The sequence below is a fragment of the Massilia sp. DD77 genome (genome assembly GCF_036961685.1).
GTDB lineage: Bacteria > Pseudomonadota > Gammaproteobacteria > Burkholderiales > Burkholderiaceae_D > Telluria.
Genome location: NZ_JBAMDH010000005.1, coordinates 12,511 through 24,999 on the forward strand (window position 1 = coordinate 12,511; position 12,489 = coordinate 24,999).

Annotated in this window: 10 protein-coding genes and 1 tRNA gene; 6 read left to right on the forward strand and 5 right to left on the reverse strand. The window is 65.6% G+C overall.

Annotated features, from left to right (window positions below):
* Positions 1 to 3: 3 nt before the first annotated feature.
* The 5 genes from V7778_RS03595 to hpnC form a co-directional block, all read right to left on the reverse strand.
* The gene (locus V7778_RS03595) at positions 4 to 792 is read right to left on the reverse strand and encodes a DUF1700 domain-containing protein (protein ID WP_335551972.1); all 789 of its coding nucleotides are present in this window, start codon (positions 790 to 792) and stop codon (positions 4 to 6) included.
* Between the two features lie 31 nt (positions 793 to 823).
* A complete protein-coding gene (locus V7778_RS03600; RefSeq protein WP_335551973.1) occupies positions 824 to 985 on the reverse strand; it encodes a hypothetical protein in 162 nt (53 codons plus the stop codon).
* A gap of 32 nt (positions 986 to 1,017) precedes the next feature.
* Complete coding sequence (hpnE, locus tag V7778_RS03605; RefSeq protein ID WP_335551974.1) at positions 1,018 to 2,433, reverse strand: hydroxysqualene dehydroxylase HpnE; 1,416 nt, start codon at positions 2,431 to 2,433, stop codon at positions 1,018 to 1,020.
* Entirely contained in the window at positions 2,420 to 3,253 is an 834-nt protein-coding gene (hpnD, locus tag V7778_RS03610; RefSeq protein WP_335551975.1) for a presqualene diphosphate synthase HpnD, read from the reverse strand. The genes hpnE and hpnD overlap by 14 nt, the downstream gene beginning before the upstream one ends.
* A 98-nt stretch (positions 3,254 to 3,351) precedes the next feature.
* Positions 3,352 to 4,161: a squalene synthase HpnC gene (gene hpnC / locus V7778_RS03615; RefSeq protein ID WP_335551976.1), complete on the reverse strand. Its 810-nt coding sequence runs from the start codon at positions 4,159 to 4,161 to the stop codon at positions 3,352 to 3,354.
* A 153-nt stretch (positions 4,162 to 4,314) separates the two neighbouring features.
* Here hpnC and V7778_RS03620 point away from each other — a divergent pair, with 153 nt between their 5' ends.
* From V7778_RS03620 to clpX, 6 genes are all read left to right on the forward strand, one after another.
* Positions 4,315 to 5,463 (forward strand): efflux RND transporter periplasmic adaptor subunit, encoded by a 1,149-nt coding sequence (locus V7778_RS03620; RefSeq protein WP_335551977.1) that lies wholly within the window; start codon positions 4,315 to 4,317, stop codon positions 5,461 to 5,463.
* Positions 5,460 to 8,546: an efflux RND transporter permease subunit gene (locus V7778_RS03625; RefSeq protein ID WP_335551978.1), complete on the forward strand. Its 3,087-nt coding sequence runs from the start codon at positions 5,460 to 5,462 to the stop codon at positions 8,544 to 8,546. Before V7778_RS03620 ends, V7778_RS03625 begins: the two co-directional genes overlap by 4 nt.
* Before the next feature lie 279 nt (positions 8,547 to 8,825).
* A tRNA-Leu gene (locus V7778_RS03630) sits at positions 8,826 to 8,912 on the forward strand.
* A gap of 32 nt (positions 8,913 to 8,944) precedes the next feature.
* On the forward strand, positions 8,945 to 10,285 hold the full coding sequence (tig, locus tag V7778_RS03635) for a trigger factor (RefSeq protein ID WP_335551979.1): 1,341 nt from the start codon (positions 8,945 to 8,947) through the stop codon (positions 10,283 to 10,285).
* 73 nt (positions 10,286 to 10,358) lie between these two features.
* Entirely contained in the window at positions 10,359 to 10,976 is a 618-nt protein-coding gene (gene clpP, locus V7778_RS03640) for an ATP-dependent Clp endopeptidase proteolytic subunit ClpP (RefSeq protein ID WP_335551980.1), read from the forward strand.
* A 203-nt stretch (positions 10,977 to 11,179) separates the two neighbouring features.
* Positions 11,180 to 12,448 (forward strand): ATP-dependent Clp protease ATP-binding subunit ClpX, encoded by a 1,269-nt coding sequence (gene clpX, locus V7778_RS03645; protein ID WP_211522742.1) that lies wholly within the window; start codon positions 11,180 to 11,182, stop codon positions 12,446 to 12,448.
* The last annotated feature ends 41 nt before the right edge of the window (positions 12,449 to 12,489 follow it).

Genomic DNA, 12,489 nt, shown 5'->3' on the forward strand with positions numbered 1-12,489 from the left:
TCCTCAGCTTCCCTTGAGCAGCGACAGGTTCATCTTGACGTAGCGGCGCACGCCGACGATCGTGTACTTGGTGACCACGATCGACATCAGGAACAGGGCGATGCCGCCCAGGACCAGGCCGGAGCCGAACAGGGTCTGGGTGGTGCGCGATTCGGGATCGAGGTCGGTGGTGATCTGGATCTTGCGCTCGGCCACGGCTTCGGCGCCGCGGATCACGCGCGAATGGGCCGATTCGCCCTCCGTGTCCATGCCGTCGGTGTCGATGGGATCGGACGACTTTTCCTCGTACACATGGATGCCGGTTTCGCCGATCGAGATGCGGGTCTGCACCGCCTGGCGTTCGTGGCCGTCGTCGCTGATGGTGACGCGGTGCAACGGGCCGTTGAGCACCAGTTCGTTGGCGCCCGCCAGGCCGCTGGCGGTGATCGCGATCCCGCCGACATAGAAGCCGAAGGCCGAGGCGTACAAGGCCACCAGCAGCGAGGCATACACCGCCGCCGGAATCGCCATGAACAGGTTGAACACCAGCAGGCCGGCCGCCGAAGCCACCATGCGCAGCATGTTGGTCGGGCTTTTCTTTTCCTTGAAAGCGTCCATGTGGACGCTGGCGCGCAGCGAGACCGCGACCTTGCGCGGGTCGCCCAGCTCGTCCGCGACTTCCTGCTCGCGGCGGCCGGCGGCGCTGCCGTCGACGAAGCGCTGCTCGTACCAGGCCAGGGTCTTGGCCTGCGTCTCGGGCGGCAGGCCCAGCATGGCCCGCTTGAGCGCGTCGAGGTATTCCAGTTTACCCATTGGTCCGATTACTCCGTCTTTACTTCTTTAATCAATGGTGGCCGACGACCGGAATCGAGCTGAGCGCCATCGTGACGCCGTGTCCGGCGCCGCCGATCAGGTCCGGCTTGACCAGCACCGTGGTGCTGACCGCCACCAGGGCCAGCAGGGCCAGGGTGCGCAAACCGAGTTGGAGGCCGATAGTCGTGTTCATGGTCGTCTTCCGCAAGACTTGTTTCGATGTTGCTACCTTACGGAATCCGGCGCCGAGGCGCCATCGGCGTGCGACAGGCTGCGCTTTTCGCGGGGCAGGGCGGCGTAGGCGCGGATGGCCGTCGCCGCGCCGGCTCCGCTGCGTACCGCCGTTTCGAGCGTGGCCGGGTAGTCGCTGGCGGTGTAGTCGCCCGCCAGCAGCACCCCCGGCAGGGGCGTAAGGTTGCCCGGGCGTACCAGGCCGGGGGCGCAGGAGAAGGTGGCGCGCTTTTCGGTGATCACCTGCGACCATGCCGGGTTGGCAAATGTTTCATTTTTGAAATCCTGCGCCAGCTGGGCAGCAATGGCGGCCGCCAGCGCATCCTGGGGCAGGCTCGCCGCCTCGGCCGCGGCGCTGACCACCACCGCCAGCAAGCCGTCCTGGGCGGGATCGAGCTGCCCCCGGTCGAACACGAACTGCCCCCAGCGGCCGGCGGCCGGATCGTCTTCCAGCGCGTAGAAGGGCAGGCTCAGGCGCGTGCCGGGCGCGTACTGCAGGTAGCAGGTGGCGATCGGCTCGTGGGCGAGGCTCTCCAGCTGGGCCGTCAGCGCGCCGGCCGCGGCATGGGGCGCCAGCAGGGCGGCCGCCTGCCATGGCGGCGTGGCCAGCACGATCGCGTCATAGGTCGCGTCCGATGCCTCCTGTCCGCCCAGTTCGGCATGCCAGCGCCCGTCGGGCAAGGCCGTGAACCCGGTCAGCTTGACGCCCGTGCGGACGTCCGTGCCCTGGCGGCGCAGGTAGTCCGCCGCCGCTTCCGGAAACAGTGCGCCCATGGCCAGCCTCGGGAGCAGCATGTCGGAAGCCGCGCGCCGCTTCGCGCCCAGGCTGTCGCGCAGCACCGCCAGGAAGACCTGGCTTGATGCGCGCTCCGGCGGGGTGTTCAAGGCGGCGATGCACAGGGGGCGCCACAGCAGGCGGTTCAGGCGCGGGGTCTGGTCGAAGCGCTCGAGCAGTTCGGCGACCGGGCAATCCGTGTACAGCTGCCAGCCCATCCAGCGCGCGGCCGTGGTGAAGCGCGCCAGCGCCATCTTGTCGGCGCGCGCCAGTCCCTTGGCCTTCAACAGGGCGGCCAGCAGGTGCAGCGGCGCGGGCAGGCGCGGGGCGGCGAAGTCCATGCCGCCGGCCTGCGGATAGCGCATCTGCACCGGCAGGCGCAGCATGGCGGTGTCGGGATCGACGCCGACGCCGCGCATCAGGCGCAGGGTCTCGGCATAGGCGCCCAGCAGGATGTGCTGCCCGTTGTCCAGCATGCTGCCGCGCACCTCGACGCCGCGCGCGCGGCCGCCCAGGCTGCGCGCCGCTTCCACCAGGCTCACCGCGTGGCCCTGGCGCTGCAGCTCCACCGCCGCGGCGCAGCCGGCCCAGCCGCCGCCGGCGACCAGGACCCGCAGCCCGCTAGGCACGGACATAGGTCTTCCACGCCAGCCACAGTTTGCGCAGCGGCGTCAGCGAGATGCGCTGGGTCAGCACATGGAAGCCGTCGCGCGCGATCTCGTCGAGCAGGGTGCGGTAGATGGCCGACATCATCAGGCCCGGGCGCTGGGCGCGCCGGTCTTCCTTGGGCAGCAGGGCCAGGGCTTCGTCGTAGGTGCGCTGGGCGCGCTCGGTCTGGAAGCGCATCAGGGCCTCGAACTTCTCGCTGTGACGCGCGTTCAGCAGGTCGGCGGCGGTCACGCCGAACTGCTGGAGTTCGTTGACCGGCAAATAGATGCGGCCCTTGCGCGCGTCTTCGCCCACGTCGCGGATGATGTTGGTCAGCTGGAAGGCCAGGCCGAGCTTCTCGGCATAGGCCAGGGTTTCGGGGCGGGTATAGCCGAAGATGCTGGCCGAGAGGATGCCGACCACGCTCGCCACGTGCCAGCAATAGCGCTGCAGGCCCGCGTAGTCGAGGTAGCGGCTCTGGTCCAGGTCCATCTCCATGCCGTCGACGATGGCCAGCAGGTGCTTTTCGTCCAGCTTGTACGGCTCCACGTGCGGGGCCAGGGCCTGGGTGGCGGGGTGGGTCGGCGTGCCCTTGTACATGGCGGAGACTTCGGTGCGCCACCAGGCCAGCTTGATCCGGGCCACCGACTGGTCGGTCGCATCGTCGACGGTGTCGTCGACTTCGCGGCAGAAGGCGTACAGCGCCGTGATCGCGCGCCGGCGCTCGGGTGGCAGGAAGAGGAAGCTGTAATAGAAGCTGGAGCCGCTCTGGAGCGTCTTTTGCTGGCAGTATTCGTCAGGAGACATGTAATTCTTGTTGAAATGGGCGATGCATGCGGCGATGCAAAGCCGCTATCTTAGCCGATGGGGCCGTATCCAGAAAGCCGCGCGGGGCCTTCGTGTGCTCACATCCAGAGCGCGCGCCAGCCGATGGCCAGCCAGTCGGGCGCTTTCAGTACCGGCCGGCTCGTAAACACGTCGTAGTCCGCTTTCTCGATCTCGTCCAGGATGCGCAGGCCGCCCTGGATCACCATGCGCAGCTCCCAGCCGATCCTCCCGGGCAGGCGGCGCGCCAGCGGGGCGCCGGAGTGCATCAGGGCGCGCGTCCGGTCGATTTCAAAGCGCATCAGGGCGCGCCAGCCGGCATCCATGCTGCCCGCCTGCAGCGCGCTTTCGCTGACGCCATGCTGCGCCAGATCTTCCTGGGGAAGGTAGATGCGGCCCTTGGCCAGGTCGATCGCCACATCCTGCCAGAAGTTGATCAGCTGGAGCGCGGTGCAGATCGCGTTCGATTCGCGCACGTTGCGCTCGTCGTCGGCGTCGTACAAGGCCAGCATCAGCTTGCCGACCGGGTTGGCGGAGCGGTTGCAGTAGTCGAGCAGGGACGGATAGTCCGGATAGCGGTGGGTGACCACGTCCTGGCGGAAGGCCGACAGCAGCTCGCGCATCGGGGCCACCGACAGGCGGTGATCGGCCACCGCCGCCGCCAGGCGCGCGAACATGGGGTCGGCCGGCGTGCGGCCGGCGGCTATCAGGTCCAGCTCGCGCTCATAGCGCGCCAGCGCATCCAGGCGTTCCTGCGGCGCGGCGTCGCCCTCGTCGGCGAGGTCGTCGGCGCTGCGGGCAAAAGCATAGATCGCCTCCACCGCGGGCACCAGGCGGCGCGGCAGCAGGAAAGAAGCGACGGGGAAGTTCTCGTAGTGGTCGACTGCCATGTTTTGAGGACTGACTCTAAAGTCAGTTATTTTTGTACTTGCATGATTATAATTGCAGAATTGTCAAATGGGCCCGGCCGAGCGCAAGCCACACCGGCCCGCTGCCGCCGATCTACCATGCATGGCCGGCCAACGGCCGATAAAGGACTTTCCGTGTTCGCCCGACTTTCCTCCGCCCCGCTGCGCGCCTTGCTGGCGCTTCCCCTGCTGGCAAGCCTCCTTGCCGCCTGCGACAAGCCCGCCCCGAAGTCCGAGGACGTGCGCCCGGTCCGGGTCCTTACCCTGGCGGCCGGCGCGGTCGGCGAACGGCTCGAATTCTCGGGCGACGTGCGTCCGCGCTACGAATCGCGCCTGGGCTTCCGGGTGGGCGGCAAGATCGTCGAGCGCAAGGTCGATGTCGGCGCCACGGTCAAGCGCGGCGACGTCCTGATGCGCCTCGACCCGCAAGACCTGCGCCTGGCCGAAAGCCAGGCCAGAGCCGCCCTGCGCGCCGCCGAGACCGAGCGCGACCTGGCCCAGGCCGACTACAAGCGCCACCAGAACCTGCGTTCCCAGAATTTCGTCAGCCAGGCGGTGCTCGATGCCAAGCGCAGCGCCCTGACCGCGGCCCAGGCCAATGCCGACGCCGCGCGCGCCGCCTTCCGCGGCCAGGCCAACCAGGCCGGCTATGCCAGCCTGGCGGCGGACGCCGACGGCGTGGTGACGGGCATCGATGCCGAGGTCGGACAGGTGGTGACCGCCGGCGCCCCGGTGGCGCGCGTGGCCCGCACCGACGAGAAGGAAGTCGTGATCGGCATCCCCGAGGACAAGCTCGAGCTGCTGCGCAAGGGCGGCGAGGTCAGCGTGCGCCTGTGGGCCAACCAGGGCGAGGCGATTCCGGGCAAGATCCGCGAGATTTCGCCGGTGGCCGATCCGGCCACCCGTACCTACACGGTAAAGGTGGCGATCCCGGCGCGCCAGGACGTGCGCCTGGGCATGACGGCCGCCGTGCAGATCTCGAGTGGCAACGGCGCGACCGCGCTGCGGGCGCCGCTCTCGGCCCTGGTGCAGAACAGGGGCGCGACCAGCGTCTGGGTGGTGGAGAAGGGCGCCGTGCGCATGGTGCCCGTCCAGGTGGCGGGCCAGGCCGATAACGACGTGATCCTGGCCGGCGGCGTGCAGGCCGGCCAGCAGGTGGTCACCGCCGGCGTGCACCTCCTGAAAAACGGCCAGAAGGTGCGCATCCTGTCGGCCGACGTCTCGCGCCGCGCCGATACCGAAGCGGCGGCGAGTGGGCAAAACGCGGGCGGAGGCGCGCGATGAAGGGCTTCAACCTGTCGCGCTGGGCGCTGGAACACATCCCGCTCACGCGCTACCTGATCGCGGCCCTGCTGGTGTTCGGGGTGCTGAGCTACCAGCAGCTGGGCCAGGACGAGGATCCGCCCTTCACCTTCCGCGCCATGGTCGTGCGCGCCGTGTGGCCGGGCGCCACCGCGGTGCAGATGGCCGAGCAGGTCACCGACCCGCTCGAGCGCAAGCTGCAGGAAACGCCCTACGTGGACCGGATCCGCAGCTTTTCCAAGCCGGGCGAGACCACCATCATCCTGGAGCTGCGCGAGTCGACCCCGCCCAAGGAAACCGCGCCCACTTGGTACCAGGTGCGCAAGAAGATCGGCGACATGGCGGGCGTCCTGCCGCAGGGCGTGATCGGGCCCTTCTTCAACGACGAATTCGGCGATACCTACGGCTCGATCTTCGCGTTGTCAAGCGACGGCTTCACCTATGCCGAGATGCGCGACTACGCCGACTTCGTGCGCCAGCAGCTGCTGCGGGTGCCGCTGGTGTCGAAGGTCGAGCAGTTCGGGGTGCAGAGCGAGAAGGTCTACATCGAGTTCTCGAGCAAGAAGTTCGCCCAGCTGGGCGTGCCCTTCGAGCAGATCGTCAACCAGATCCAGACCCAGAATCAGGTGGAGGCCAGCGGCGTGCTGGTGACGCCGAGCGACAACCTGCAGGTGAGGGTCACCGGCGCGATCAGGAAGCTGGAGCAGCTGGAAAACCTGCAGCTGCGCGCCGGCGGCACCACCTTCCGCCTGGGCGACTTCGCCACGGTGAAGCGCGGCTACCAGGATCCGCCCCAGGACAAGATGCGCTACAACGGCAAGGAAGTGATCGGCCTGGGCGTGTCGATGGAAAAGGGCGGCAACATCATCCAGCTCGGCAAGGGCCTGGACGAGACGGTGGAGCGCATCCGCTCCCAGCTCCCGGTCGGCATCGAACTCGAACGGGTGGCCGACCAGCCGCGCGCGGTGCAGGAGTCGGTGGGCGAATTCGTCAAGGTGCTGATCGAGGCGGTGGTGATCGTCCTGATCGTGTCCTTCCTGTCGCTGGGCCTGCATACCAAGCCCAGGCTGCGCGTGGACATCTGGCCCGGCCTGGTGGTGGCGCTGACGATTCCGCTGGTGCTCGCGATTACCTTCCTGTTCATGCGCATCCTCGATATCTCGCTGCACAAGATCTCGCTGGGCGCCCTGATCATCGCCCTCGGCCTGCTGGTCGACGACGCGATCATCGCGGTGGAAATGATGGTGCGTAAGATGGAGGAGGGCATGTCGCGCTTCGAGGCGGCCACCTTCGCCTATACCTCGACCGCGATGCCGATGCTGACCGGCACCCTGATCACGGCCGCCGGCTTCCTGCCGATCGGCCTGGCCAAATCGGCCGCCGGCGAGTACACCTTCTCGATGTTCTCGGTGAACGCGCTCGCGCTGCTCATCTCCTGGGTGGTGGCGGTGGTGTTCACGCCCTACATCGGCTTCATGCTCCTGAAGGTCAAGCCGCACGCCGCCGGCGAGAGCCAGCACGACGTGTTCGACACGCCCATGTATGCGCGCTTCCGGCGCCTGGTGAACCGCTGCGTCGAGTGGCGCAAGACCACCATCGCCTTGAGCCTGGGCGTGTTCGCGCTGGGCGTCTTCGGCTTCAATTTCATCGAGAAGCAGTTCTTCCCGGATTCCAGCCGCCCCGAGCTGATGGTGGAGATGTGGTCGCCCGAAGGCACCAGCTTCACGGCCAACGAGGCGGTGGTCAAGCGCTTCGAGGCCTGGCTGGGCAAGCAGGAAGGCGTACGCAGCGTGACCGCCTACGTCGGCACCGGCAGCCCGCGCTTCTACCTGCCGCTGGACCAGATCTTCCCGCAGTCGAACGTCTCGCAACTCGTGGTGCTGCCGGTCGACGCCAAGGCGCGCGAGGCGCTGCGCCTCAAGATCGTCAAGGTCTTCGACACCGATTTCCCCGAAGTGCGGGGCAGGGTGAAACTGCTGCCGAACGGCCCGCCGGTGCCTTACCCGGTGCAGTTCCAGGTGCTGGGGCCGGACATCGGCGTGGTGCGCGGCGTGGCCGACCAGGTCAAGGACGTGCTGCGCGCCAATGCCAACACGGTGGGCGTCAACGACAACTGGAACGAGTCGGTCAAGGTGCTGCGCCTGGACCTCGACCAGGACAAGCTGCGCGCGCTGGGCGTGACTTCGCAGGCGGTGCGCCGCGTGGTCAACACGACCCTGACCGGCACCCCGATCGCGCAGTTCCGCGAGACCAACCGCCTGATCGACATCGTGGTGCGCCAGCCTCTGGCCGAACGCTCGACCATCACCCGCCTGTCGGAAGCGCTGGTGCCCACGGGCGGCGGGCGCGCGGTGACCATCGGCCAGGTCGCGCGGGTGCAGTTCGTGTGGGAGCCGGGCGTGGTCTGGCGCCAGGGCCGCGAGTGGGCCATCATGGTCCAGTCGGACGTGGCCGAGGGCATCCAGGGCCCGACCGTGACGGCCCAGGTCGACGCCAAGCTGGGCGAGATCCGCGCCAAGCTGCCGGCCGGCTACCGCGTCACCATCGAAGGCGCGGCGGCCGACAGTTCCGATGCGGAAGCCTCGATCGCGGCGAATATCCCGCTGGTGCTGTTCATCGTGTTTACGCTGCTGATGCTGCAGCTGCACAGTTTCTCGCGCGCGCTGCTGGTCTTCCTCACAGGGCCGCTGGGCATCGCCGGCGCGGCCATGGCGCTGCTGCTGCTCGGCCGGCCTTTCGGCTTCGTGGCCAACCTGGGCGTGATCGCGCTGTTCGGCATGATCATTCGCAATTCCGTGATCCTGGTCGACCAGATCGAGCAGGACCGGGCCAACGGGGTGGAAGCCTGGGACGCCATCGTCGAAGCGGCGGTGCGGCGTGCGCGCCCGATCCTGCTGACGGCCGCCGCGGCGGCGCTGGCAATGATTCCGCTGTCGCGCTCCGTGTTCTGGGGGCCCATGGCGGTGGCGATCATGGGCGGGCTGGTGGTGGCGACGGCGCTGACCTTGCTGTTCCTGCCGGCTTTGTATGCGGCCTGGTTCAGGGTGAAAAAGCCGATCCGGTAATACCGATACCGTTTGGACGCGTGGACGGCGGAGCTGTCCACGCTACGGTCGAGTTAGCGGTTTTCGTGGGGTGGACGGCTTTCCCGTCCACGCGTTCGACGCACCGCAGCAATCCCAATCGCCTGATCCAGCTCGCGGGCGTTCCAAAATTCACCCCAATAGTGACAGAAAATCCAGTAAAATAATTGTTTGAAGTTGTAGCCCCTAAACATTGGAGTGCAGGGCGGCCGGTTTCACTGTCGGGCGCCCTTTGTTTTTGTTGGCAATATGCAATCCTGCGCGAGGATGGCGAAATTGGTAGACGCACCAGGTTTAGGTCCTGACGCCAGCAATGGTGTGGGGGTTCGAGTCCCCCTCCTCGCACCACGAATAATTATTTTTTTTGGACGATTTTTACAATGGCAACTGCAGTCGAAACCCTCGGTAAACTCGAGCGTCGCTTGACGATCTCCTTCCCGGTAGCTGACGTTCGGTCGGAAGTCGAAAAGCGCCTGAAGAAGCAGGCCAAGACGGCCAAGGCGCCTGGCTTCCGTCCGGGTAAAGTGCCTCTGAAGATGGTCGCCGCCCAGTACGGCTACCAGATCGAGTCCGACGTCCTGAACGACAAGGTCGGCCGCGCTTTCAACGAAGCAGCCACCGAGAACGAGCTGCGCGTTGCCGGCTTCCCGAAAATCGAGCCGAAACAAGACGCACCGGAAGGCATGCTGGCCTTCGACGCGACCTTCGAAGTCTACCCGGAAGTCGTCCTGGGCGACCTGGCCAGCGTGGACGTCGAAACCGTCGCCACCGAAGTGACCGACGCCGAGATCGACAAGACCATCGACATCCTGCGCAAGCAGCGCGTGCACTACCACACCAAGGGTGAAGCGGGCGAGCACGGCACCGGCGGCGAGCCGGTGGCCGCCAACGGCGACCGCGTGACCGTCGACTTCGTCGGCACCCTGGATGGCGTCGAGTTCGCCGGCGGCAAGGCCGAGAACTACGCTTTCGTGCTGGGCGAAGGCCGCATGCTGCCGGAATTCGAAGCCGCCACCGTCGGCCTGAAAGTCGGCGAAAGCAAGACCTTCCCGCTGGCCTTCCCTGAGGACTACCATGGCAAGGACGTGGCCGGCAAGACCGCCGAGTTCACCATCACCCTGAAGAAGCTCGAGTGGGCGCACATGCCGGAAGTCGACGCCGAGTTCGCCAAGTCGCTCGGCATCGAAGACGGCTCGATCGAAAAAATGCGCGAAGACATCAAAGTCAACCTGGAGCGTGAAGTCAAGGCCCGCGTCAAGGCCCGCAACAAGGAAGCCGTGATGGACGCCCTGGTCAAGTCGACCGAACTGGACGTGCCGAAGGTCATGATCGACCAGGATTCGGAGCGCCTGGCCGAGATGACCCGCCAGGACATGGCCCAGCGCGGCATGGACGTCAAGAGCCTGCCGTTCCCGGCCGAGATGTTCAAGGACAAGGCCGAGCGCCGCGTGCGCCTGGGCCTGATCCTGTCGCAACTGGTCAGCGACAATAACCTCCAAGCTACGCAAGAGCAGGTGAAGGCGCAGATCGAAGACTTCTCGCAGAGCTACGAAGATCCGAAGGAAGTCCTGAAGTACTACTACAGCGACCGCCGCCGCCTGGGCGAGGTGGAAGCTCTTGTATTGGAAGAAAACGTCGTCAACTATGTGCTTGGCAAGGCGAAGGTCTCCACCAAGACCATCGCTTTCGATGAACTGATGGGCTCGATGCCCCAGGCGTAATTGAAGATTGCCGGCCCCCGTGGCCGGCTTTTTTCCCTTAGGCGTTAGCCCTTTCATAAGGAACGAGACAGGTATGATTCGAAATCCGGCATTGGATACACAGGCACTCGGCATGGTGCCGATGGTGATCGAACAGAGTGGCCGCGGCGAGCGCGCCTACGACATCTATTCGCGCCTCCTCAAGGAGCGCGTGATTTTCCTGGTCGGCCCTGTCAACGACCAGATGGCCAACCTCATCGTGGCCCAGCTGCTGTTCCTGGAAAGCGAGAATCCGGACAAGGATATTTCGCTCTACATCAACTCCCCGGGCGGTTCCGTGTCCGCGGGCCTGGCGATCTTCGACACGATGAACTTCATCAAGCCGGACGTGTCCACCCTGTGCACCGGCCTGGCCGCGTCGATGGGCGCCTTCCTGCTGGCCGCCGGCGCCAAGGGCAAGCGTTTCTCGCTGCCTAACTCGCGCATCATGATTCACCAGCCGTCGGGCGGTTCGCAGGGCATGGCCTCGGATATCGAGATCCAGGCCAAGGAAATCCTGTACCTGCGCGAGCGTCTGGCGCGCATCATGGCCGAGAACACCGGCCAAACCGTGGAACAGATCCACAAGGACACCGACCGCGACCGCTTCATGTCGGGCGAAGAGGCCGTCGAGTACGGCATGATCGACCGAGTCCTGACCAACCGCGGCTGACGGACTCCGGTTCGCTAGTCGAGGAGGCTGTTGCCAAAACGCCCGGGCGCGAACACGTTCGGGCGTTTCGTTTTTATTTCAGGTAGCATAGTTCATGGGCGTAGTATTGGCCCCGCATATGCTTCTTGGTATGTGCGTCAGCGCACTTGTTGCGTCCTCGTATTAGCGTTATATTCATAGCAATTCAATAGAAACCCTGCCCCATGTCAGACAAAAAATCCTCCAGCGGCGAGAAACTTCTGTACTGCTCCTTCTGCGGAAAGAGCCAGCACGAAGTCAAGAAGCTGATCGCGGGACCGTCGGTATTCATCTGCGATGAATGCATCGACCTGTGCAACGACATCATCCGCGACGAAACCTCGAACGTCGAGTCGGTGGCGGGCGCCAAGTCCGACCTGCCGACGCCGCACGAAATCACCGAACTGCTCGACCAGTACGTGATCGGCCAGCAGACGGCCAAGCGCATCCTGTCGGTGGCGGTGTACAACCATTACAAGCGCCTCAAGCACCTCGGCAAGAAGGACGATGTCGAGCTGGCCAAGAGCAACATCCTGCTCGTCGGCCCGACCGGCTCCGGCAAGACCCTGCTGGCCCAGACCCTGGCGCGCATGCTCAACGTCCCCTTCGTGATCGCCGACGCGACCACCTTGACCGAAGCCGGCTATGTCGGCGAGGACGTCGAGAACATCATCCAGAAGCTGCTGCAGAGCTGCAACTACGAAGTCGAGAAGGCCCAGCGCGGCATCGTCTACATCGACGAGATCGACAAGATCTCGCGCAAGTCGGACAACCCGTCCATCACCCGCGACGTATCGGGCGAGGGCGTGCAGCAGGCGCTGCTGAAGCTGATCGAAGGCACCATGGCCTCGGTGCCGCCGCAGGGCGGCCGCAAGCATCCGAACCAGGACTTCGTGCAGATCGACACGACCAACATCATGTTCATCTGCGGCGGCGCCTTCGACGGCCTGGCCAAGATCATCCAGAACCGTTCGGAAAAGAGCGGCATCGGCTTCTCGGCCTCGGTGAAGAGCCAGAACGAGCGTTCCAACAGCGACATCCTGCTCGAGGCCGAACCGGAAGACCTGATCAAGTTCGGCCTGATCCCGGAACTGGTCGGCCGCCTGCCGGTGGTCGCCACCTTGAGCGAGCTCACCGAGGAAGCCCTGATCCAGATCCTGATCGAACCGAAGAACGCGCTGATCAAGCAGTATTCGAAGCTGCTCGAAATGGAAGGCGCCGAACTCGAAATTCGTCCTGCGGCCCTGCATGCGATCGCCCGCAAGGCGCTGGCGCGCAAGACCGGCGCGCGCGGCCTGCGCTCGATCCTCGAACACGCGCTGCTGGACGTGATGTACGAACTGCCAAGCCAGCAGAATGTCGTTAAAGTGGTGATCGATGAAAATACGATCACGAATGCCGCAAAACCTTTATTGATTTACAGCGAAACGCCAAAAGCTTCGGGCGAAAACTGAAAAAAGCCTGCACGGTTGCAACAAAACGCTTGCCGTGCGGA